Below are 21,984 nucleotides of genomic sequence, written 5' to 3'. Positions count from 1 at the left end.
GGTGGGAGCCTGACACGGCCTTAGGGTCCTGGCTCCTGGACAAACCGGGGAGACGAGCAGTCTCCCCGGTTTTCGTTTGTCCGCCCCTTGGTGCTCAGGAGCCCGTCATGACCATCGTCGAAGCGCCCCCCGGAGTTCTCCTGCGGGAGAGCAGTATCCCCGTCCTCGAAACCGCGCGGCTGGTGCTTCGCGTGCCGCAGATCGAGGACGTCGCCGCTATCGCGGAGCACGCCAACAATCGCAAGATCGCGGAAATGACCGCGAACCTGCCCCACCCCTACCGTCCCGCCGACGGGCGCGCCTTCATTGAGCAGCTCGCGACCGGCGACGGCGCCCATTTCGCCGTCTTCCTCAAGCGCGAGCAGGGTCCCGTCTTCGCGGGCATGTGCGGCTTCGGCCGCCGTCCCGGCGAGAGCGCGCCGGAACTGGGCTATTGGTTCGGCGAACCCTTCTGGGGCCGTGGCATCGCCACAGAGGCCGCGCGCGCCATCATCGACTATGCCTTCTCCGAGACCGACGCCGAGCGCCTTCTGGGCGCCGCCCGCGTGGTCAATCCCGCCTCGCGGCGGGTGCTGGAGAAGTGCGGCTTCCAGTGGTGCGGCGCGGGCCTGTGCCGGGTGAAGGCCCTCTCCGCCTCGGTTCCCGTGGACCGCTTCCAGCTGGACAAGGGCACCTGGGCCTCCCTGCGCGCCTGGGGCTCCACCGCTTTGCCCCGCATGAGCCTCGCGCATCATTGATGCGAACAGGTGCGCGCCTATCCGGGCGCGTACCGCCTTCCACCGGACCCGCGCGCGCTCTAAGAAGGAAGCCTCATCTCCATGAGGCTTCCCATGTCGCGCTCTACCGAAGATCTGCCGTATCGCCCCTGCGTGGGCATCTGCGTGTTCAACGCGACGGGCCGCGTGTTCATGGGCCAGCGCGCGGGCGGGCCCGAGCATGTGGACATGACCCATTCCTGGCAGCTTCCCCAGGGCGGCATCGACAAGGGCGAGGAGCCCCTGGATGCCGCCTATCGCGAGCTTTACGAGGAAACCTCCATCCGCTCGGTGCGGCTCCTGGGCGAGGTGCCGGACTGGCTCACCTACGACCTTCCCGGCCGCATCGCGGGCGAGGCGTGGCGCGGCAAGTATCGCGGCCAGACCCAGCGCTGGTTCGCCTTCGCCTTCACCGGCTCGGAAAACGAGATCAACATCCTGAAGCCCGGCGGCGGCAAGCATAAGCCGGAATTCGTGGACTGGCGCTGGGAACAGTTGGACCGGACGCCGGAACTGGTCGTTCCCTTCAAGCGCCCCGTCTATGAGGACGTGGTGAAGGCGTTCCGCCCGTTCGCGGGGTAGCGCCTTCCCGGCGAAGGCGCGTGAGAGCGTTTCCGAGCGAAGTGCGAAGCGGTTCGCGTGAAGGAAACGCGGAAAAACAAAGAGATAGAGTATTTCAGCGTTTCGACGAAAGGCTGAAATACTCTATTCCGGCGCGCCTTCCTTCAGCAGCTTCCAGGTGATGGAATCGATCAGCGCCTCGAACGAGGCGTCGATGATGTTGGGAGACACGCCCACCGTGGTCCAGCGGGCCCCGGTCTCGTCCGCGCTCTCGATAAGCACGCGGGTGATGGCCTCCGTGCCGCCGTCCAGGATGCGCACCCGGTAATCGGTCAGCCGCAGGCCGGAGATGAAGGGCTGGTACTTGCCCAGATCCTTGCGCAGCGCCACGTCCAGCGCGTTCACCGGGCCGTTGCCCTCGGCGGCGGAGATCAGCACTTCGCCGTCCACCTGCACCTTCACGATGGCCTCGGCCACGGTGGTCATCTCGCCGCGCGCATTGTAGCGGCGCTCCACATTCACGCTGAACCGCTCCACCTCGAAGAAGTCCGGCACTGTGCCCAGCATGCGCCGGGCCAGCAGCGCGAAGGAGGCGTCGGCCGCCTCATAGGCATAGCCCAGCGATTCCCGCTCCTTCACCTCGTCCAGCAGGCGGGTGAGGCGCGGGTCCTTGCGGTCCACGTCTACGCCGAGCCGCTCCAGCTCCGCGATCACATTGGACTTGCCCGCCTGGTCGGACACCATCACCCGGCGCCGGTTGCCCACCAGTTCGGGAGCCACATGCTCGTAGGTGGCCGGATCCTTCAGGATGGCCGAGGCATGGATGCCCGCCTTGGTGGCGAACGCGCTCTCGCCCACATAAGGCGCGTGGCGGTTCGGGGCGCGGTTCAGCATCTCGTCCAGCACCCGCGAAGCGTGGGTGAGGTCCGCGAGTTGATCGGGCGTCACGCCCAGCTCGAAGCGCTCCGCGAAATCCGGCTTCAGGAGAAGAGTCGGGATGAGCGAGCAGAGATTGGCATTGCCGCAGCGCTCGCCCAGGCCGTTCAGCGTGCCCTGGATCTGGCGCACGCCCGCGCGCACGGCGGCGAGCGAATTGGCCACCGCCTGCTCGGTGTCGTTATGGGCATGGATGCCCAGGTGGTCGCCGGGCACCACCTGCGTCACCTCTGCGACGATGGCTTCCACCTCGTTGGGCAGCGTGCCGCCATTGGTGTCGCACAGCACCACCCAGCGCGCGCCCGCCTCATAGGCCGTGCGGGCGCAGGCCAAGGCGAACGTGCGGTTTTCCTTGAAGCCGTCGAAGAAATGCTCGCAATCCACCAGCGCTTCGCGGCCCGCCGCCACCGCCGCCGCGACACTTTCGCGGATGGAAGCGAGGTTTTCCTCCTGCGTGCTCTCCAGCGCCACCCGCACCTGATAGGCGGAGGCCTTGGCCACGAAGCAGATGGCATCGGCCTTCGCATCAAGGAGCGCGGCGACGCCGGGATCATTGGCGGCGGAACGGCCCGCCCGCTTGGTCATGCCGAAGGCGGTGAAGCGGCCCTTGACGGAGCGGGGCTCCGAGAACAGCGCTGTATCCAGCGGATTGGCGCCGGGATATCCGCCCTCCACATAGTCCACACCCACCGTGTCCAGCAGCGCCATCACCCGGAGCTTGTCCGGCAGGGTGAAGTCCACGCCATTGGTCTGCGCGCCGTCGCGCAGCGTGGTGTCGAAGAGATAGAGGCGTTCCTTGGTCATGTTTCTTCCCGCAATCTTGGCGCCGTTCACGCCCTCCCCCTCATCCGCCCCGCGGCTGCGCCGCGCGCCACCTTCTCCCGCGAGGGGAGAAGGGCCGGACGGCGCGCCTGCACCTCCCCTCTCCCCTTGCGGGAGAGGGGCCGGGGGGTGAGGGGGTGTCGGAGGTCACTTCGGCCCCTTCGTCACATCCAGGGCCTTGCGCAGCGTGGTGTTGGAGAGCCAAACGTCGCCGCGCGGCACGGTGTTGCGCCGCTCGGGCACATAGCCGCGGGCCTGGAAGAAGCCGAGGGCCGTGTCGCTCGCATCCACGGACAAGGACGCCGCGCCCCGCGCCTTGGAGAGGATCTCCGCCGCCGCGGTCAGGTCCGTCGCAACGCCGGTGCCGACGCTCGTGGGGTCCACATAGAGAAGGTCGATGTGCCGGTCGTCCTTCAGCGTGAGGAAGCCCACCGCCTCCCCGGCGCGCGTGGCGACGAGGGTGAGGTGGCCCGCAAGGCGCGCCGCAAAGGCTTCCGCGTCGTCGGAGGCGGACGCCCAGGCCTCGCGCTGGTCGTCGTCATAATCCTCGTCCGTCAGCTCTTCGATGGCGGAGCGGAAGATGGCGACGAGGCGCGGCGCATCGGACGGAAGAAAGGGCCGCAGGGCGACGGGATCGGCGGTTTTCATCGCGCCACCTCCCAGCTCGTGGTGCCGTCCTTATTGTCCATGAGCACGATGCCCTGGGAGACCAGTTGCTCGCGCAGCTGATCGGCGCGCGCGAAGTCCCGCGCCTTGCGGGCGGCGATGCGCGCGTCAATCAATTCCTCGATGGCCGCGGCGTCCACCGCCACCGCCGCGCGCTGGCGGGCACGCCATTCGCTCTCGGTCTCGGTGAGCAGGCCCAGCAGGTTCGCCGCCCCCTTGAAGCGCCGCTTGAGCGCCGAGGACGATTCCACATCCTCGGCCACCTCGGCCAGATGGTGCAGATGGGTGATGGCGGAGGGCGAGTTGATGTCGTCGGCGAGCCGGTCGGCGATCTCGCTCTCGAACGGGTTGCCCTCCCCCGTCTCCGCCGGCTCGTCGCCGACGATGCGGTACCACTTGTCCAGCGTCTTGGCGGCGAAGCCGATGCCCTGGCGGGTCCAGTTGATGGGCTGGCGGTAGTGCGTGGAGAGCATGGCGAGGCGCAGGCACTCGCCCGGCCAGTCTTCCAGCAGCGCGCGGATGGTGACGAAGTTGCCCAAGGACTTGGACATCTTCTCCCCTTCCAGGGTGAGGAAGCCGTTATGCATCCACACCTGCGCCATCACATTGGTGCCGAAGGCGCAGCGCGACTGGGCGATCTCGTTCTCATGGTGCGGGAAGACGAGGTCGATGCCCCCGCCATGGATGTCGAAGGTCTCGCCCAGGTGCCGCCAGGACATGGCGGAGCATTCGATGTGCCAGCCCGGGCGGCCACGCTCGGGAATGCCGCAGGGGGACGGCCAGCCCGGCACGCCTTCAGGGCTCGGCTTCCAGAGCACGAAGTCCATGGGGTCGCGCTTATAGGGGGCCACGTCCACCCGCGCGCCGGCGATCATGTCGTCCAGCGGGCGGCGGGAGAGGCTGCCGTAATCGGGCATGGAAGGAACGTGGAACAGCACATGCCCCTCGGCCACATAGGCATGGCCGGAGGCGACGAGGCGCTCGATGAGCACGCGCATCTCGTCGATATGCTCCGTGGCGCGCGGCTCCACGCTGGGCGGCAGGCAGCCGAGGTCCTGCGTGTCGGCCCGGAACCAGTGATAGGTCTCCTCCGTCAGCTCGCGGATGGAGATGCCCCGGTCGGCGGCGCGGGCGTTGATCTTGTCGTCCACGTCCGTGATGTTGCGCACATAGGTCACCGCATGCGCGCCGAAGGTCCGGCGCAGCAGGCGGAACAGGACGTCGAAGATGACCACGGGGCGCGCATTGCCGATATGCGCGAGGTCATAGACCGTCGGCCCGCAGACATAGAGGCGGACATTGGAAGCGTCATAGGGACGGAAAGCGTCCTTCGACCGCGTCAGTGTATTGTAGAGCCGCAGCTCCATGATGTGTCCGCTCCCTCAAACGCCGGCAACCGGGCACACGCCCGGGGCCGGATGGCCCGTCAGGTCTTCAGGGACATAAGGCACACGCCACCCCGCGGGCCGGGGCGTCCAGTGTCCTTCATCAGGGGTGCAGCAAGGGACGGCCGCGGCCAGCGCTATGGGCTAACCGCAAATAATCCACAGCGCGGCACCAAGGCGCCGCCGGACAGAGAGTGCCATATTCCCGTTCATGGCGCGGGACAATGGGAGCGGTCGGGTTCCCCGTCAAGCGTTTTCGCGCCGTGCCGCCCGCGGCCTGTTTGCCTGCAATCCCTGCGCCCCGCCCTGCCTTCAATGTGGACACTTGACCGGCTTCCGGGCGCCCGTCTATCGATGAGGGGCTGGTGTGGCGATTCCACTCTCCGCCGAAGGTCGTCCCACACGGGGGCCGCTGCGGACACGGTCACGAGGTCGCGCTCATTCCATGACGAAAATCCGCCTGATGCTCGCTGCTGCCCTGGTCTGCGCCAGCGGGGCTGCGTTCGCGGAAACGCGCATTTTCATTCTGGAAAATTCCGACGGATACGGCGTGGATGCGTGCCTCGCCAATGGCGAGCCGTGCGGCGAAACGCTGGCCTCGGCCTGGTGCCGGACCCATGATTATGCCCGCGCCATCGATTTCGGACAGGTGACCGGCAGCATCGCGGCGCCGAACCCGCTTCGCCCCGTGGCGAGCACCGGGGCGAAGCCCGCCTGTACCGGCGCCTTCTGCCCCTCCATGGTGGCCATCACCTGCACGCGCTGAGGGCGGCGCGTCTTCCCTATTTCAGGAAGTCCGCGCACTTCTGCACCTCTCCAGTCGCGCCCCACGGCATGACGGGGACGGTGGAGGTGGAGTTCTTCGGGCTGCCGTCGATGAGCTTGTCCGAATAGACCAGATAGACCAGCACGTTCCGCTTGGTGTCACAGCCGCGCACGATCTGCATCTTCTTGAAGAAGAAGGAGCGGCTCTGGCGGAACACCACGTCGCCCTGTTCGAACTTCTCCTTGAAGGAGATGGGCCCCACCTGCCGGCAGGCGAGCGAGATGTCCGACACCTCTTCGGCCACGCCGATCATGCCGGAAACGCCGCCCTTCTCGGGGATGGTGTAGTGGCAGGCGACGCCGTTCACCACCGGGTCGTCGATGCCATAGACCGCCAGCTTGTCGTCGGGGGTGAGGAACTTCCAGACCGTGGACTTGCGGAAGATGAGGTCGGGCTCCTGCGCGGCGGCCGCGCTGGTGGAGAGGCCCGCGCAGAGCAGGGCGGCGAGCACGAGAAGACGGCGCATGAAGCATCCCCGTTGAGCGAACCGGCGACAGCCGGGACCCCCTATATGGGTGAGGAGCGGCCATGCGGGAAGGTGGCATTGACGGGAAAGGCGCGCCGTGACACCTGTCGCGGCAACGAAAAACGAGAATGCCAGGAGTGCCCCATGGACAAGACCCGTCGCCGCTTCCTCGGCGCCTCCGCGACCGCTCTCGCCACCGGCGCCGTCGCCATGCCCGCGCTCGCCCAGTCGAGCCCGGAGATCAAGTGGCGCCTGACCTCGTCCTTCCCGCGCCAGCTCGACACCATCTACGGCACCGCCCAGATCTTCGCGAAATACGTGTCCGAGGCCACGGACGGGAAGTTCAAGATCGAGACCTTCCCCGCGGGTGAGCTGGTGCCCGGCCTCCAGGCGCTGGACGCGGTCTCCAACGGCACCGTGGAATGCGCCCAGACGGCCACCTATTTCTATGTGGGCAAGGATCCGACCTTGGCCTTCGGCACCGGCGTGCCCTTCGGCTTCAACTCGCGCCAGCAGCATTCCTGGTGGTTCTTCAACGGCGGCGAGCAGATCATCAACGGCGTCCTGGCCAAGTACAACACCTATGGCATCCCGGCCGGCAATTCCGGCTGCCAGATGGGCGGCTTCTTCCGCAAGGAGCTGAATTCCGTCGATGACCTGAAGGGCCTGAAGTTCCGCATCGGCGGCATTGGCGGGCAGGTGCTGGCCAAGCTCGGCGTGGTGCCCCAGCAGCTCGCGCCCAGCGACGTCTATGCCGCGCTGGAGCGTGGCACCATCGACGCGGCGGAATTCGTCGGCCCTTATGACGACGAGAAGTTCGGCCTCGTGAAGGTGGCCAAGTATTATTACTATCCTGGCTGGTGGGAAGGCGGGGCGATGCTCCACAACGTCTTCAACCTGGACCACTGGAACAAGCTGCCCAAAAACTACCAGGCCATCGTGGCCAATGCCTGCGAGGCGGCCAATAACTGGATGCTCGCCAAGTATGACGCGGTGAACCCGCCCGCGCTGCGCCGTCTGGTGCAGCAGGGCTGCGAGCTGCGCGCCTTCCCCACCTCCATCATGGAAGCGGGCCTGAAGGCGTCCAACGAGCTTTATACCGAGATCGCCGCCACCAATGCCGAGTTCAAGAAGGCGCTGGACAGCATGAACGCCATCCGTTCCGACCAGCTCATCTGGTGGCAGATCGCGGAATATGCGTATGACAACTTCAACATCCGCATGCGCGGCAAAAGCTGACGCTACGGGAAATCTGCGTGACGGCTCCGGCTCCCCGGCCGGAGCCGTCACGTTTTTGAGACCGCTCGATTTCGGCGCGGGTAACACAGTTTGGACACCATTCCTGCGGCGCGAGCCGCTATAAGGTGCGCATAGATCAGCGTGAAGTCCGGGTCCGCATGAAGATTGCTCGTCTCCTCGCCCTCGCAACGGCCATCGCAACGGCGCCGCTCGCGGCCCAGGCCCAGGGGACCCTGCCGCCCGGCTCCGTGGGCCAGTATCCGTCCCAAAGCGCGCAAGCCGGCGCGCCCGGCCCGGCCTGCCTCCAGCTCGAAGGCGCGCTCGCCCAGATCGACCGGGGCGTGGACCCCACCAATGACGCCCGCATCCGTCAGGCGGCGCAGATGCGCGCCGAGCTGGACGGCCTGAGCCAGCAGGCGCGCTCCATGCAGTGCGACGCGCAGCGCGGCTTCTTCATCTTCCAGGGCCCGCCCCGTCCGCCCGCCTGCGATGCCATCGACCAGCGCATGTCCACCCTGCGCTCGCAGCTCGCCTCCGTGGAGCGCGGCGGCGTGGACACACAAGGCCAGCGCCGCCAGATCATCGTCGCCCTCGCCCAGAACAATTGCGGCCCGCAATATCGCGCCGCGCTCCAGAACATGCCCCAGGGCGGACAGGCCCAGGGCCAGCGGCCGCAGCGCTCGCGCAACTTCTTCGAGGCGCTGTTCGGCGGCCCGGTGGATTCCGAGCCGGAAGAGGCGCCGGGCCTCGACGTGGCGCCCATGGACCTGCCGAAGTCGTCCACCTATCGCACCGTGTGCGTGCGCACCTGCGACGGCTATTATTTCCCCATCTCTTACGCCACGGTGCCGGCCCGCTTCGCCACGGACGATGCCCTGTGCCGCCGCCTGTGCCCGGCCGCCGAGGCGCAGCTTTTCACCTATCGCAATCCCGGCGAGGACATCCAGCAGGCCACCAGCGTGACCGGCCGGCCCTATATGTCGCTGCCCACCGCCCTCATGTATCGCAAGCAGTTGGTCCCCTCCTGCTCCTGCCGGGCGCCCGGCCAGTCCTGGGCGCAGGCCCTGGCGGGCCTGGAAGACCAGACCACCCTTCAGAAGGGCGACATCCTGGTGACCGAAGAGCAGGCCAAGGAAATGTCCCAGCCGCGCCCCATGGAAACGCCGCAGCAGGCGCGGAACCGCTCCGCCGCCGCCCCGGCCCCCAAACCGCCCGCGGCCGACAGCTCCGCCTCCGCCGACGCGCCCATGGCGCCCGCGGGCGAGCAGCCGGGCCAGCGCCCGGTGCGCGTCATCAGCACGCCGAAGCCCCCGGCTCAGGTGCAGTGAGGCTGGGAAGGTGCAGTGAGGCCGGGACGCGCGCGCGGAAGGGGTTGATTTGAGGGCCGGCCGGTGCAGGCTGCGACATTCCCCGCACCGAGGTCGTCCATGCCCGCCTGGTCTTCCGCCGCCGTCCTGCCCATCCTGATGCTGCTGGCCTCGAACGTCTTCATGACGTTCGCGTGGTACGGCCACCTGAAATACAAGGCCGCCCCCCTGGCGCTCGCGATTCTCGCGAGCTGGGCCATCGCCTTCTTTGAATATTGCCTCGCGGTGCCCGCCAACCGGATCGGTTCGGACGTCTATTCCACCGCGCAATTGAAGACCATGCAGGAGGTGATCACCCTCCTCGTCTTCGCGGCCTTCTCGGTGCTCTATCTGAAAGAGCCGCTGGGCTGGAACCATGCGATCGGCTTCGCCTTCATCGCGGCGGGCGCCTATTTCATCTTCCACAAATTCTGACCGGGCTGGGAAAGCGTTCTAGAGACGTTTTCGCCGATCAGGCTTCACGTCGGAGCGCCCCTCAGAAGGGGAGCCCAATCGATGCTTTTCCGACCGTCATGCCCGGGCTTGTCCCGAGTATCCACGGCCATCCGCGAGCGCCACCCGGCGGAGCCCCGTGGATGGCCGGGACAAGCCCGGCCATGACCGCCTTATGGTCGCACGCGGATTTACCGATTGCCGATCCGTTCTAACGGGCGGGCTCGATGCGCACGATCTCGCCCGCACTGTCGTCGATGGCGAGCCAGAGCGCGCCGTCCGGCCCCAGGCGCACGTCGCGCACTCGCTTGCCGAGGTCGAGGCGCTCCTCGGCCACCACGCTGTCGCCGTCGAGCGAGAGGCGCACCAGCGCCATGCCCGCGAGCGCCCCTACGAACAGGCTGCCCTTCCACGCCGGCACGCGGTCGGCGCCATAGAAGGCCGCGCCGGAAGGGGCGATGGAAGGATCCCAATAGAAGACCGGCTGCTCCATGCCCGGCTTCGCCGTGCCCTCGCCGATGCGCGCGCCGGAATAGTCGCGGCCATAGGTGATGACCGGCCAACCGTAATTCTTGCCCGCCTGGGGAATGTTCACCTCGTCGCCGCCGCGCGCGCCGTGCTCCACGGTCCAGAGCTTCCCATCCGCCGGGGAAAAGGCGGCGGCCTGGACGTTGCGGTGGCCGTAGCTCCAGATTTCCGGCCGCGCGCCGGCGCGGTCGCGGAACGGGTTGTCGCCGGGAATCGTGCCGTCGGAATTGATCCGCACCACCTTGCCGATGGTGGTGGAAAGATCCTGCGCCTTGTCGCGCATGGAATAGCGGTCGCCCAGGGTGATGAAGAGCGTGCCGTCCGGCGCGAAGGCGAGGCGGGAGCCGAAATGGTTGTTGCCCGTGCCCGAGGGCTGCTGACGGAACAGCACCTCCACCCGCTCCACCCGGCTAAGATCGGAAACGAGGCGCCCACGCGCCACGGCCGTGCCCGCGCCGTCGGAGCGCGGCTCGGCATAGCTCCAATAAATGAGGCGATTGCGCGCGAAATCGGGGTCGAGCACCACGTCCAGCAGCCCGCCCTGCCCTTCCGCATGAACAGGCGGCAGGCCCCGGACCGGCGCGGACAGCTTGCCGTCACGTCCCACCACGCGGAGGCGGCCGGGCCGCTCGGTCACCAACAGGCGGCCATCGGGCAGAAAAGCGAGGGACCAGGGATTCTCAAGGCCAGTGGCGACGGTCACCGCGCGTGTGGGAACACCCGCGATGGACCCGGCGTCAGCGCCCTGCGCCTTGAGGGCGGGAGCGGCAAGGACCGAAACGGCAAGAAGGACGCAGGCAGCCGCGAGGCTGGAACGTGCAGACCTCACCCGCGGCGGCGCGCGCGCACCGGAACGCGGACGAGACGCGCCTCTTCGGCCCGGCGAGCCGCGCCATAGGCCACGAGCAGGCCGCCGCCGATAGCAAGGGCCGCCAGGATCGCCAGGGGCATCGCACCGAGAGCTTGCGTCAGCATCGTGATCTCCTCCACACCGAACGATGTGCCCACCAGCGAAGCCGCTGCGGCACGATCGACCGTCAACACGAAGGTTACCGCGCAAATGGCCAACATCAAGGCAAAGGTGAGGGCGACCTGCGCCATCACGTCTCCGGCCTTGTGCTTGCGCACCGCGCGGGCAAGCGCCTCGGGATCGGCCGGCGAGACACCGACACGCATCATGGCGAAATCGCGAAACTCGGACATGGCGGACCACTCACTTCACGTCGGACACATCTGGAATACCGAATCAGGTGATTCTGTTCCCATCGACGATCGGAGGTTGCTCCGCACCCGCGCTGCGAATATGGCGACGGGGCGGCTCGCCTCGGAAAAACGGTGGCCTTTTCAAGGCACTATTCACAGGAGCGTGAGCTTGTGCACAGGTTCGGGCAAAAACTGCCCGTCCTCGCCCCGGCACGCGCTCCCGGCTGTCTTTCTGCCTCAGCCCGCCTCCAGCACCGGCCCGGTCACGAGGCGGCTCGACACGGGCGGCTGCCAGTAGAGATCGAGCCCGCCGGTTTCCCGCGCCACCCGCGCCAGCCACGCGCCGATGGCGGGGAAGGTGGCCAGCTCGAAATCCCCCTCCGGCGCCAGCCATGTGTGCGGATAGAGCGCGAGGTCGGCGATGGTCAGCGTCTCGCCCACAAAGAAGCGCCGCTTCTCCAGGTGCCGCTCCATGATGCGCAGGGCGCCGTAGCCCTCCTCCATCCAGCGGTCCACGTCATGGGTGCGCAGTTCCCGGCCGCCCCGCACCTGGCGCAGCCAGAAGCGCGCCTGGGCGATGCCGGGCTCATGGTTGTTCTGCTCGAAGAACATCCAGCGCAGCACCTCCGCCCGCTCCAGCCGGTCGGCGGGCAACAGCTCCGTGCCCTCGGCCAGATAGAAGAGGATGGCGTTGGATTCGCCGAGGACGGTGCCGTCCTCCATCTCCAGCAGCGGCACCCGCCCTTCGGGATTGAGGGCGAGGAATTGCGGCGTGCGGTGCTCCCCGGCGAAAATGTCCACTTCCACCAGATGGAAGGGCCGCCCGAGCCGCGCCAGCAGCAGGCGCACCTTGTAGGAATTTCCCGACGATTGCGTGGAATACAGCTTCAGCACGTCCTGCCCTTCCCGATTGCCGTCGAGATGGCGCCTCCACGGCCCCACCGCAAGGCCGGCCATCAGCTTTGCGCAGCCCATCCATCACCGATGCTTGCTTGTTCGCCGTACGGGGCGGGTTTAAATGACGCTGCCGCGCGCCTTCTCCCCCGGAGCGGCGGGCGCATGGTACCATCACCGTGAGATCGCCCCCGGCGATCCTCGCAACCGTCGGAGATCCGAGGCCCATGAGCCTGCTGTCGCCCGCCTTGAAGCGGATCAAGCCCTCGCCCACCATTTCCATCTCGAACAAGGCGCGTGAGCTGAAGGCCGCCGGACGCGACGTGATCGCCCTGTCCGCCGGCGAGCCCGACTTCGAGACGCCGGAGAACATCAAGGAAGCGGCCATCGCCGCCATCCACCGGGGTGAGACGCGCTACACGGCCGTGGACGGCATTCCCGATCTGAAGGCCGCCATCGTCGCTAAGTTCAAGCGCGACAACGGCCTCACCTACAAGCCGAGCCAGGTGAGCGTCGGCACCGGCGGCAAGCAGGTGCTGTTCAACGCGCTGGTGGCCACCGTGGGTCCGGGCGACGAAGTGCTCATCCCCACCCCCTATTGGGTGAGCTATCCCGACATCGTGGAATTCTGCGGCGGCACGCCCGTGCCGGTGCCGACCACGCTGGAAGACAATTTCAAGCTCCGCCCGGACGTGCTGGAGAAGGCGATCACGCCCAAGACCAAGTGGCTGATCTTCAACTCGCCCTCCAACCCCTCGGGCGCGGCCTATACCCATGACGAGCTGAAGCTGCTCACCGACGTCCTGGTGCGCCATCCCCATGTCTGGATCCTCACGGACGACATGTACGAGCACCTCGTCTATGACGACTTCAAGTTCGCCACCCCCGCCCAGGTGGAGCCGAGCCTGTACGACCGCACGCTCACCATGAACGGCGTGTCCAAGGCCTATTGCATGACCGGCTGGCGCATCGGCTATGCGGCGGGTCCCGAGGCCCTCATCAAGGCCATGGGCACCCTGCAGTCCCAGTCCACCTCCAACCCCTCCTCCATCGCCCAGTGGGCGGCGGTGGAAGCGCTGAACGGGCCGCAGGACTTCATCCCGCGCAACAATGCGGTGTTCAAGGGCCGTCGCGACCTCGTCGTGTCCATGCTCAACCAGGCGAACGGCCTCACCTGCCCGAAGCCGGAAGGCGCGTTCTACGTGTTCCCGTCCTGCGCCGGCGCCATCGGCAAGGTCGCGCCCTCGGGCCAGACCATCGCCACGGACGAGGACTTCGCCGGCGCCCTGCTGGAGAGCGAGGGCGTCGCGGTGGTGCATGGCGGCGCGTTCGGCCTGGAGCCCGCGTTCCGCATCTCCTACGCCACCTCCACGGAGGAACTGGAGGACGCCTGCACCCGCATCCAGCGCTTCTGCGGCGCCTTACGTTGAGTGAGGCGTAGCGGGCGAACGCCCGTGGCATGAAAGCACGGGCCGCAGGGAACCTGCGGCCCGTTTTTACGTTGGCGGATCGCCCGTCCCGAGCTAAGGCTTGGCGGCGTTCGGTGCCCGCGCCCGGTCCCACCGGCCTCATGGCCGGTCGGCAGGCTGCTCGGCCGCCGGGAATGACACTGAGCGCGCAGGTTCCGCGCGTACCCTTTTGGAGGAATGCACCATGAAGACCTTGGCCAAAGCCGGCGTCGCCGCCGCCATCGCTGCCTCCGCCCTCACCATGGGCGCCCTGCCCGCCGCTGCCCAGACCCGCGTCCAGATCGGCACGCTCGTCTGCAACATGAAGCCCAACATGGCCTTCATCATCGGCTCCGTGCGCGAGGCCACCTGCACCCTGAAGCCCGCCACCCGCGCCACCCGCGGCGGCACCTATGACGCCACCATGCGCCGCTTCGGCCTTGATGTCGGCGTGAACGGCGCGGGCGTGATGATCTGGACCGTACTCGCCCCCACCCGCAGCGTGAACCCCAGCGACCTGCGCGGCTCCTATGCCGGCGTGTCCGCCGGTGCGGCCGTCGGCGTGGGCCTCGGCGCCAATGCGCTCATTGGCGGCTCCAAGAGCACCATCGCGCTCCAGCCCCTGTCCGTGCAGGGCGAGACCGGCCTGAACCTGGCGCTCGGCGTCGCCGACCTGACCCTGCGCTGAGTGTAATTTGGGCCGGAACATCGGGTTCCGGCCCCTTTTCCCTGAGAGACGACCATGCGCATCAAGCTTGCCCTCGCGGCCCTCGCCGCCACCGCCGCCTTCTCCCTGCCCGCCGCTGCCCAGACCGCTCCCAAGGTCCAGGTCGGCGTGCTGCGTTGCGCCGTTGCCCCCTATACCGGCCTCGTGCTCGGCTCCGTGCGCGAGATGACCTGCGAGTTCCTCCAGGGCACCAGCAACACCGTCCTCGCCACCTATAAGGGCACCGCGCGTCGCCTGGGCGTGGATCTCGGCGTCGGCGGCGCCGGCGTGCTCGGCTGGACCGTGTTCGCCCCCAGCACCTCCAAGGCGGCTGTGGACCTCTCCGGCCACTATGCGGGCGTGTCCGCGGACGTGGCCGTGGGCGTGGGCGGCGGCGCCAACGTTCTGCTCGGCGGCTCCAACAGCACCATCGCCCTGCAGCCCGTCTCCATCCAGGGCTCCACCGGCCTCAACGTGGCCGCCGGCCTCGCCGACCTGACCTTGACCCCGGTTCCGGCCGCCACGGCCAAGGGCAAGAAGGTCACGAAGTGATCCATTCGCTTCTCGGCGCGGCGCGCTTCGGCGCGCGGCGCTGCGTGGCGCTTCTCGTCGCCTGCGTCCCGGCTGCGGCCGGGGCGCAGGAGACACCCAAGGGCGAGGCCCCCAAGGTCCAGGCCGGCCTGCTGGAATGTCGCGGCGCGGCCGCCATCGCCTACGGTTTCGGCTCAACGCGGAGCGTGACCTGCGAGTTTCGCCCGGCGGCCGAGATGGGCCAGTTCTTCTATACGGGCACACTGGAGCGGGCCGGCATCGATTTCGGCGTCTCGGACCAGGGCTCCATGCTCTGGATCGTGCTCGCCACCAGCCCCAATATCGGCCCGCAGGCCCTTGCCGGCCAATATGTGGGCCTCAGCACGGGTGTCGCCCTGGGGCCGGGCTTCTCGGCCAACCTGCTGGTGGCGAAGGATGCCAGCCGGGGGATTTCCCTCCAGCCCATGAGCATTTCGGCGGATAGCGGCCTCTCCGTGTCGCTGGCGGGCGTCACGCTCACCCTCACGCCTTCACAGAAACGTTGAGCGGCTACACGGCCGTTTGAATTGCCGCGCGGCCCTTCGCCCGCGATTGTCCCTTCGCGCATCGCAGCCGTAGGGAGGACGCGAGCCATGCATATCCGTATCAAGCGCGGCTGGGAGATCCCAGAGCACCAGGCGACACCGGAGCAGGTCTTCCTGAGCCGCCGCACCCTGCTGGGGGCCGGTCTCGGCCTCATCGGCGCGGGCACCCTGCCTGCCCACGCGCAGGGCACCGATCCCTCCGCCGCCCTCTATCCGGCCAAGCGCAATCCCGCCTTCACCCTCGACCGGCCCATGACGCCCGAGGACAAGGCGAGCACCGTGAACAATTATTACGAGTTCGGCACCAATTACGATGTGGGCCGCGCCGCCGCCAAGCTGAAGACCCGCCCCTGGACGGTGACGCTGGACGGCATGGTGGAGCAGCCCCGGCAGGTGGACATCGACACGCTGCTGAAAGCCATGCCCCTGGAGGAGCGGCTCTATCGCCACCGCTGCGTGGAAGCCTGGTCCATGGCGGTTCCCTGGACCGGCTTTCCCATGAAGGCGCTGGTGGACTATGCGCGCCCGCTGAGCGGCGCGAAATATCTGCGCTTCGAGACCTTCCTGGACAAGGCCGTGGCGCCCGGCCAGAGCGGGCGCTTCTATCCCTGGCCCTATGTGGAAGGGGTGACCATGGCGGAGGCCACCAACGACCTCGCCTTCTTCGTCACCGGCATCTACGGCAAGCCCGCGCCGAACCAGTTCGGCGCGCCGCTGCGGGTGGCGCTGCCGTGGAAATACGGCTTCAAGTCCGCCAAGGCCATCGTGAAGGTGACCTTCACGGACCAGCGGCCCAAGAGCTTCTGGGAAGTGGTGCAGGCGTCCGAATACGGGTTCTGGGCAAATGTGAACCCGCAGGTTCCCCATCCCCGCTGGAGCCAGGCCACCGAGAAGGACATCGCCACCGGCGAGCGGCGCCCGACCCTGATCTATAACGGCTACGGGCCGTATGTGGCGGGGCTCTATGCGGGCCTGGAAAAGGAACGCCTCTTCACCTGAAGCGCAGGAAAACGCGCCCGGAGGCCGGGCGCGTTTCCATCACTTGCGGGCTTACTTTCCGGCGATATGGGGCTCGTGCGGCTCCGCGCGCGTGCCTTCCGAGCCCGGCGCGTGCTCGACCATCGCCGCCACGCCATCCGACTGCTCGAACGGCTGCTCCACTTCCACGAAGGTGTCGGGGAAGAAGCCGTTGAAGTGGGTGCGCAGCGCCAGCGAATAGGCGCCGATATGGCCGATCTCGATCCAGTCGCCCGTATCCACCGTCTCCGGCAGATAGAGCGGGCGCGAGAGCACGTCCACGCTGTCGCAGGTGGCGCCGTAGATGCGGAACGGCACCAGCTTGTTGGGATCGCCCGAACGGCGACGGCGCGCGGGGTCCGGAATGTGCTGGGCGGGCAGCAGCAGCTTGCCGGTCCAGCTATCGGACAGCGAGGACCAGATGCCGTCATTGATATAGAGGCGCTGGCCCTTCTTCAGCAGCACGCGGGCCACCACGGAGAAGGCGCGGGCGACGATGACGCGGCCCGGCTCCGCCACAAGCGGCGTATTGCCGAAGCCGTGGCGCTCTACCGCGGCCATAAGGGAGCGCATCAGGTCCGGCAGCGGCGGCATGGCGGCGCTGCGGCGGCGCGGATCATTGGCATAGACGGCCGGGAAGCCGCCGCCCACGTCCAGCTCCACGATCGGCACGCGGGCGGCGTCGCGCACTTCGGCGGCGGTGGCCACCGCGCGCTCGAAGGTGGTCGCGTCTTCCACCTGGCTGCCCACATGGAAGGCGATGCCGCACTTGAAGCCGATATTGTGGATGCGCTGGAGCAGCTCCGCCGCATGGGCGGGCGCCGCGCCGAACTTCTTGGACAGTTCGTAGGCCGCCTCTCCCTTGGAGGCGATGCGCACGAACATGGTGAACTCTTCGGGGTCGAGGTCCAGCGCGTTGACGATGCGCAGGATCTTGGCGACCTCGTCCTCATGGTCCACGGACAGGACGCGGATGCCATAGGTCTCCAGCGCGAGGCGGATGTCCGACTGCGCCTTCACCGGATGCATGTAGAGCAATTCGCTGCGGGGCGAGACGTCCCGCGCGGCCGCGAATTCGGCCGGGCTCGCCACGTCGAACACCGACATGCCCAAGTCCGCCAGCGTCTTCATCACCAGCGCGTCGCCATTGGTCTTCACCGCATAGGCGGTCTTGCCCGGAAACAGCGAGGTGAAGGCGTGGGCATCCGCCGCCAGGGTGGCCGGGCGGAAGCAATAGACCGGCTGGTCCGGACGCATCTGGAGGGCGACATCCCGTCCGGTGGCGAAGCGTTTCAGAGCGGAGGGGGCAGCGCCCGTCACCAGCTGAGGAACGAAACCGGGTTTCGACATGAAGGCACTTTCGTTTCGTCACGGTGGCGGCACAGGTGCCACCGACCTCTAGGCAAGGTCAATGAGACACACTTTCGGCGACAGTGAGATGGCGGTGGCGGGAGCCTGATTTCGATTCCCGCCATCACAGGGCAGGTTTTGCGCATTTACACCTAATACATTACCGTCGCAGGACTTTTTTCATCTGCTCCAGAGACCCAAGCGGCCCTGCGCGGCCCGATGGCCACACCGGGTGGTTTTTTCGGTGCGTTTTCCCGGAAGGTGTTGCGCGCCTGCGCTTGACCGCGCCGCGCCGCCATTTCATCGTCGCGCCCGAGCGTGGGGCAGAGGGTTCGGGAGAACGGCATGGGTGTCAATTCGCGCAACAAGTCGGCCGTGGGCGTGCGCGCCGTGATGGCGGGTGCGGTGATGGCGGCTGCGGCGGCGCTGTCGCCGGCGAGCGCGGCCAACATCCTGCTGGACAATTTCTGGCTGCCCAACGACAGCTACAGCACCAGCACCACCAGCCTGCCCGCCTGCACCGAGCCTCTGGCCCTCGGCACCATCTCCATGCGCTTCGCCGAGACCGAGCGCATGTACTGGAATGCGGCGCTGAACATCTCCACCTACCAGAATGTGCGCGAAGTGGCCTACCGGCCGTGGGGCGAGGGCTTCCAGCCGCGCCGCTACTGCACCGCCACGGTGACGCTCTCCGACGCGACGCGGCACCCCATCTGGTATTCGATCGTCGAAGACTCCAGCTTCCAGGGCTACACCTGGGGCGTGGAATGGTGCATCGACGGCCTCGACCGCAACCTCGCCTACGCGCCCAATTGCCGGATGGCCCGTCCGTGAGACGTGCCCGGCCGGTAGGGCTCGCCCTGCCGGCCCCTATGCTCCGCGCCGCCTTTATCCTCGCTGCGTTTCTCCTGTGGTCCGGCCTGCCCGCACAGGCGCAGCAACAGGGCCGCGACGCGCCCGGACGTTTCGATTTCTTCGTGCTCGCCTTGTCCTGGAGCCCCACCTATTGCGCGGGGCCGAAGGCAAGCCCGCAGCAGTGCCGGGGCCGCTCCCACCGCTTCGTGGTGCATGGGCTCTGGCCGCAATATGTCCGGGGCTATCCGGACTTCTGCCAATCGCCCGCCCCCTATGTGCCCGATGCCGTGGTCAGCGGCATGGACGACCTCATGCCCTCCAAGGGGCTGATTCTGCATGAATGGCGCAAGCACGGCACCTGCACGGACCTCTCGCCCAAGAGCTATTTCGACCTGGTGCGCGCGGCGCGCGGCAAGGTGGCCATACCGCCCGCCTTCGCCGCCGATAGCCCGCCGACCCTGACGGGAGAGGCCATCGAGGCGGCCTTCATGAGCGCCAATCCGGGCCTGAAGGACGACATGATCGCCGTGGACTGCAATGACGGTCGCCTGTCGGAGGTGCGCATCTGCATGAACCGCGACCTCGGCTTCATCGCCTGCCCGGAAGTGAACCGCCGCAGTTGCTCACCGCGCCGGCCACTGGCGATTCCCGCGCCTTAGGGCTTATCGACGTTCAGCCGAATAGACTCATTTCGCCGCACAAGCTGTCATGCCCGGGCTTGTCCCGGGCATCCACGCCTCTGCGTCGAGCGCGCACCCAGCGGAACCGCGTGGATGGCCGGGACAAGCCCGGCCATGACGGGTGTGATCAGACAATGCTCGGGTATAGATCCTGCCATGTTGGATTCAGGTCCAGTATGAGCCGGACCTTCCATGCGCGGGGCCAATGCTTCATGGCCTTCTCGCGCTGGATGGCGACGGAAATCGCCTCATGCCTCTCGAAATAGGCGAGCAGCTTCAAGCCGTAACGTTTCGTAAAGCCATCCGCCACACCCTCACGATGCTCCCATACGCGGCGGACAATATTATTGGTCACGCCCACATAGAGAGTTCCGTTGGGTCGATTGGTCAGGATGTAGACATAAGCTTCTCCCATGTTGGAAGCTCGCTTTCACCCACGCCTTGCTTCCGTCATGCGCGGGCTTATCCGAGCATTCACGTCGCGCCCTAAGTACCGCCCAGCCGAACCCCGTGGATGGCCGGGACAAGCCCGGCCATGACGGATGCTCATGAAGGCACAGACTGACGTTCTGCCGGGAAACAGCCCCTGCCCCACCGTCCTCAAGGCTGCTTCGCGAGGCGGGCGCAGACGGCCACGCCGTCATTGTCGCCGGGCTCCAGATAGCAGGCGTCCAGGGTCGAGCCCTGGAGCACGGCGATGTGGATGGTGTCGTCACCGGCCAGAAGCACGTTCTTGCCGTCCGGCGTCAGGGTGCCCACCAGCTTCTCGGTCTGGGTGCCGCCCTTCTCGCTGGGATAGGTGATGTTGGCGCGGAACGAGCGGCCGCGCTGCTCGCTCACCACCAGGGTCACCGGACCCGTCACCCAGCCGTATTTCTGGCTGAGGCCATCGCTCTCGCCCTTCCAGGTGCCCAGGATGTTCGGCGCGGCCGCGTCCTGCGCCAAGGCGGGCTGGACCAAAGCGGGGGCGACGAGAAGGCTCGCGGCGAGCAAAGCGGTGGCGAATTTCATTGGGGCGCTCCTCCAGCGGGTGCGGTCCGAACTTGACCGGCGCGTAAGAGTGCATTTGAGGATGCGTGATGCAATTGACAAACCGCCGCTGCCCGGCGAAGCCCCGGATGCCATGAATTATCGCCACGCCTTCCATGCCGGAAACGGAGCGGACGTGATGAAGCATGCGGCGCTCGCCCGCGTGCTCGCTCATCTCGCCCGCAAGGACACGCCCTTCCGCGTCATCGACACCCATGCGGGCGCGGGCATCTATGATTTGGGCGGCACCAACGCCCAGAAGACCGGCGAGGCGGAAGCGGGCATCGAGCGCGTGCTGGCGGCGGACCTGCCCGCCCCCGCCGCCGCGCTGCTCGCCCCCTATCTGGACGCCGTGCGTGCCTTGCGCACCAGCGGCGGCTCGCGGCTCTATCCCGGCTCCCCTGCCCTCGCCCTCGCTCTGTCGCGGCCACAGGATCGCTTCCTGTTCTGCGAACTGCACAAGGAAGAGAAGACGAAGCTGGAGAAGCGCATCGGTGCGGACGCCCGCGCCAAGGTGCTGCTGCAGGATGGCTGGCTGGCGGTGAAGGCCCACCTGCCGCCGCGCGAGCGGCGCGGGCTGCTGCTCATCGACCCGCCCTTCGAGGAGCAGGGTGAGTTCACCCGCCTCACCGAGGCGCTGAGCCACGCTCATGATCGCTTCGCGCAGGGCATCGTCATGCTCTGGTACCCCATCAAGGACCTCAGGTCGGTGGACGCCCTCCGGCGCGAAGTGGCGCGCCTGCGCCTGCCCAAGACCCTGTGCGTGGAACTGGACTTCGCGGAAGTGCGCAGCCTGAACACGCTGTCGGGCTCCGGCCTCATCATCCTCAATCCGCCCTTCACCCTGCAGGAGGAGATGCGCACCATCCTCTCCGCCCTCGCCCCACTCCTGTCGCGGGACGGCAAGGGCCGCGCGCGGGTGTCGTGGCTGGTGGGGGAATGAGGGGACACGTACCGGTGCCGGGTATGGGAGGCTTCCGCTGACGGCGGAAAGGCTTTAACCCTTTCAGGGCGCGGCATGATCCGCCGCGCGCCTTCCCTTCCCGCCTTGCGTGCTTTTCGGAGCCTTTCATGCGTCTGCGCTATTCGGTGACCTCGCCCTTCGCGCGCAAGGTCCGCACCTCCGCGGCCTATCTCGGCCTGCCGCTCGAACTGGAAATCGCCGACACCAACGACGATACCGACACGCTCATCGGGCAGAATCCGCTCGGCAAGCTGCCCGTGCTCCTTCAGGAGGGCGAGGCGCCCCTGTTCGATTCGCCGGTGATCCTGGAATGGCTGGACCATGTGGCCGGGGGCGGCCGCATCCTGCCCACAGATCCCAAGGCCCGCTTCGCCGCCCTGCGGCTGGAAGCGCTGGGCGACGGGCTGATGGATGCCGCTCTGCTGGTTGTCTATGAGCAGCGCTTCCGGCCCGAGCAGTGGCGCTATGCCGCCTGGGTGGAGCGGCAGACCACGAAGGTCATGCGGACGCTGGACGCCTTGGAGGCGGATATCGGCGCGCTCTCCGGTGATGTGACGGTGGGCACCATCACGCTTGCCTGCGCGCTGGAATATATCGACCTGCGCCTCGGTTCGGGCTGGCGCGCCACCCGTCCGGGTCTCGTGGCGTGGCTCGAAGGCTTCAAGGCCGCCTGCCCCGTCTTCCGCGACACCGCGCCGCCGTCTGCCTGAGACGGGCGCGGCATCGCGAAGACGCCGGTC

The 21,984-nt window shown here is 67.5% G+C and carries 25 protein-coding genes; 15 read left to right on the top strand and 10 right to left on the bottom strand.

All coding sequences use genetic code 11. The features are described from left to right. Window positions 1-107: 107 nt before the first annotated feature. A complete protein-coding gene (locus EJJ38_RS05705; protein WP_127089154.1) occupies window positions 108-737 on the top strand; it encodes a GNAT family N-acetyltransferase in 630 nt (209 codons plus the stop codon). A 93-nt stretch (window positions 738-830) separates the two neighbouring features. Next, window positions 831-1,337 carry an RNA pyrophosphohydrolase gene (locus tag EJJ38_RS05700; protein WP_127089153.1) on the top strand — a complete coding sequence of 169 codons (507 nt, stop codon included), beginning with the start codon at window positions 831-833 and terminating at the stop codon, window positions 1,335-1,337. Between the two features lie 123 nt (window positions 1,338-1,460). Here EJJ38_RS05700 and cimA read toward each other — a convergent pair whose 3' ends face one another. The 3 genes from cimA to cysS all read right to left on the bottom strand — a co-directional run bounded on the left by cimA (window position 1,461) and on the right by cysS (window position 5,107). Further along, window positions 1,461-3,056: a citramalate synthase gene (gene cimA / locus EJJ38_RS05695; RefSeq protein ID WP_127089152.1), complete on the bottom strand. Its 1,596-nt coding sequence runs from the start codon at window positions 3,054-3,056 to the stop codon at window positions 1,461-1,463. A 165-nt stretch (window positions 3,057-3,221) separates the two neighbouring features. Continuing rightward, complete coding sequence (locus EJJ38_RS05690; protein WP_127089151.1) at window positions 3,222-3,722, bottom strand: GNAT family N-acetyltransferase; 501 nt, start codon at window positions 3,720-3,722, stop codon at window positions 3,222-3,224. Then, on the bottom strand, window positions 3,719-5,107 hold the full coding sequence (gene cysS, locus EJJ38_RS05685) for a cysteine--tRNA ligase (protein ID WP_127089150.1): 1,389 nt from the start codon (window positions 5,105-5,107) through the stop codon (window positions 3,719-3,721). Before cysS ends, EJJ38_RS05690 begins: the two co-directional genes overlap by 4 nt. 463 nt (window positions 5,108-5,570) lie before the next feature. On the opposite strand from cysS, the gene EJJ38_RS05680 reads away from it, so the two are divergent. Further along, window positions 5,571-5,891, top strand: coding sequence for a hypothetical protein (locus tag EJJ38_RS05680; protein WP_127089149.1), 321 nt, complete (start codon window positions 5,571-5,573; stop codon window positions 5,889-5,891). A gap of 16 nt (window positions 5,892-5,907) precedes the next feature. Here EJJ38_RS05680 and EJJ38_RS05675 read toward each other — a convergent pair whose 3' ends face one another. Next, window positions 5,908-6,417 (bottom strand): CreA family protein, encoded by a 510-nt coding sequence (locus EJJ38_RS05675; protein ID WP_127089148.1) that lies wholly within the window; start codon window positions 6,415-6,417, stop codon window positions 5,908-5,910. A 144-nt stretch (window positions 6,418-6,561) separates the two neighbouring features. Here EJJ38_RS05675 and EJJ38_RS05670 point away from each other — a divergent pair, with 144 nt between their 5' ends. From EJJ38_RS05670 to EJJ38_RS05660, 3 genes are all read left to right on the top strand, one after another. Then, the gene (locus tag EJJ38_RS05670; RefSeq protein ID WP_127089147.1) at window positions 6,562-7,656 is read left to right on the top strand and encodes a TRAP transporter substrate-binding protein; all 1,095 of its coding nucleotides are present in this window, start codon (window positions 6,562-6,564) and stop codon (window positions 7,654-7,656) included. 158 nt (window positions 7,657-7,814) lie between these two features. Further along, window positions 7,815-8,984, top strand: a complete 1,170-nt coding sequence (locus EJJ38_RS05665; RefSeq protein WP_205666111.1) for a DUF2865 domain-containing protein — start codon at window positions 7,815-7,817, stop codon at window positions 8,982-8,984. A gap of 99 nt (window positions 8,985-9,083) precedes the next feature. Then, a complete protein-coding gene (locus EJJ38_RS05660) occupies window positions 9,084-9,437 on the top strand; it encodes a DMT family protein (protein ID WP_127089146.1) in 354 nt (117 codons plus the stop codon). Window positions 9,438-9,666: 229 nt separating this feature from the next. Here the strand turns inward: EJJ38_RS05660 and EJJ38_RS05655 are convergent, their stop codons facing one another. The 3 genes from EJJ38_RS05655 to EJJ38_RS05645 all read right to left on the bottom strand — a co-directional run bounded on the left by EJJ38_RS05655 (window position 9,667) and on the right by EJJ38_RS05645 (window position 12,080). Further along, a complete protein-coding gene (locus EJJ38_RS05655; RefSeq protein ID WP_127089145.1) occupies window positions 9,667-10,812 on the bottom strand; it encodes a PQQ-dependent sugar dehydrogenase in 1,146 nt (381 codons plus the stop codon). After that, entirely contained in the window at window positions 10,809-11,186 is a 378-nt protein-coding gene (locus EJJ38_RS05650) for a hypothetical protein (protein ID WP_127089144.1), read from the bottom strand. The genes EJJ38_RS05655 and EJJ38_RS05650 overlap by 4 nt, the downstream gene beginning before the upstream one ends. Before the next feature lie 237 nt (window positions 11,187-11,423). Continuing rightward, window positions 11,424-12,080, bottom strand: a complete 657-nt coding sequence (locus EJJ38_RS05645; protein ID WP_127090283.1) for a glutathione S-transferase family protein — start codon at window positions 12,078-12,080, stop codon at window positions 11,424-11,426. Between the two features lie 227 nt (window positions 12,081-12,307). Here EJJ38_RS05645 and EJJ38_RS05640 point away from each other — a divergent pair, with 227 nt between their 5' ends. The 5 genes from EJJ38_RS05640 (at window position 12,308) to msrP (ending at window position 16,348) form a co-directional block, all read left to right on the top strand. Then, window positions 12,308-13,510: a pyridoxal phosphate-dependent aminotransferase gene (locus tag EJJ38_RS05640; protein ID WP_127089143.1), complete on the top strand. Its 1,203-nt coding sequence runs from the start codon at window positions 12,308-12,310 to the stop codon at window positions 13,508-13,510. Between the two features lie 223 nt (window positions 13,511-13,733). Further along, complete coding sequence (locus tag EJJ38_RS05635) at window positions 13,734-14,216, top strand: DUF992 domain-containing protein (RefSeq protein ID WP_127089142.1); 483 nt, start codon at window positions 13,734-13,736, stop codon at window positions 14,214-14,216. 54 nt (window positions 14,217-14,270) lie between these two features. Next, window positions 14,271-14,786, top strand: a complete 516-nt coding sequence (locus EJJ38_RS05630) for a DUF992 domain-containing protein (protein ID WP_127089141.1) — start codon at window positions 14,271-14,273, stop codon at window positions 14,784-14,786. Next, complete coding sequence (locus EJJ38_RS05625; protein WP_127089140.1) at window positions 14,783-15,310, top strand: DUF992 domain-containing protein; 528 nt, start codon at window positions 14,783-14,785, stop codon at window positions 15,308-15,310. Before EJJ38_RS05630 ends, EJJ38_RS05625 begins: the two co-directional genes overlap by 4 nt. An 87-nt stretch (window positions 15,311-15,397) precedes the next feature. Next, complete coding sequence (gene msrP, locus EJJ38_RS05620; RefSeq protein WP_127089139.1) at window positions 15,398-16,348, top strand: protein-methionine-sulfoxide reductase catalytic subunit MsrP; 951 nt, start codon at window positions 15,398-15,400, stop codon at window positions 16,346-16,348. A gap of 51 nt (window positions 16,349-16,399) precedes the next feature. Here msrP and EJJ38_RS05615 read toward each other — a convergent pair whose 3' ends face one another. Next, window positions 16,400-17,662, bottom strand: coding sequence for a type III PLP-dependent enzyme domain-containing protein (locus tag EJJ38_RS05615; protein WP_127090282.1), 1,263 nt, complete (start codon window positions 17,660-17,662; stop codon window positions 16,400-16,402). A gap of 399 nt (window positions 17,663-18,061) precedes the next feature. Between EJJ38_RS05615 and EJJ38_RS05610 the strand changes: the two genes are divergently transcribed. After that, on the top strand, window positions 18,062-18,550 hold the full coding sequence (locus tag EJJ38_RS05610; RefSeq protein WP_127089138.1) for a hypothetical protein: 489 nt from the start codon (window positions 18,062-18,064) through the stop codon (window positions 18,548-18,550). Further along, window positions 18,547-19,230, top strand: a complete 684-nt coding sequence (locus EJJ38_RS05605) for a ribonuclease T2 family protein (protein WP_245454128.1) — start codon at window positions 18,547-18,549, stop codon at window positions 19,228-19,230. The genes EJJ38_RS05610 and EJJ38_RS05605 overlap by 4 nt, the downstream gene beginning before the upstream one ends. A gap of 148 nt (window positions 19,231-19,378) precedes the next feature. On the opposite strand, the gene EJJ38_RS05600 is transcribed toward EJJ38_RS05605, so the two are convergent. Next, a complete protein-coding gene (locus EJJ38_RS05600) occupies window positions 19,379-19,666 on the bottom strand; it encodes a GIY-YIG nuclease family protein (protein WP_127089137.1) in 288 nt (95 codons plus the stop codon). Between the two features lie 185 nt (window positions 19,667-19,851). Next, on the bottom strand, window positions 19,852-20,262 hold the full coding sequence (locus tag EJJ38_RS05595) for a hypothetical protein (protein WP_127089136.1): 411 nt from the start codon (window positions 20,260-20,262) through the stop codon (window positions 19,852-19,854). Between the two features lie 112 nt (window positions 20,263-20,374). Here EJJ38_RS05595 and EJJ38_RS05590 point away from each other — a divergent pair, with 112 nt between their 5' ends. Continuing rightward, window positions 20,375-21,223: a 23S rRNA (adenine(2030)-N(6))-methyltransferase RlmJ gene (locus tag EJJ38_RS05590; RefSeq protein WP_127090280.1), complete on the top strand. Its 849-nt coding sequence runs from the start codon at window positions 20,375-20,377 to the stop codon at window positions 21,221-21,223. Window positions 21,224-21,351: 128 nt separating this feature from the next. Next, window positions 21,352-21,954, top strand: a complete 603-nt coding sequence (locus tag EJJ38_RS05585) for a glutathione S-transferase N-terminal domain-containing protein (RefSeq protein ID WP_127089135.1) — start codon at window positions 21,352-21,354, stop codon at window positions 21,952-21,954. Window positions 21,955-21,984 lie beyond the last annotated feature (30 nt).

This window comes from Aquabacter cavernae (genome assembly GCF_003993795.1).
In the GTDB taxonomy this organism is placed as follows: Bacteria; Pseudomonadota; Alphaproteobacteria; order Rhizobiales; family Xanthobacteraceae; genus Aquabacter; species Aquabacter cavernae.
The sequence above is the reverse complement of the archived record's forward strand: the minus strand, read 5'-3'. Positions and strand labels throughout refer to the sequence as shown.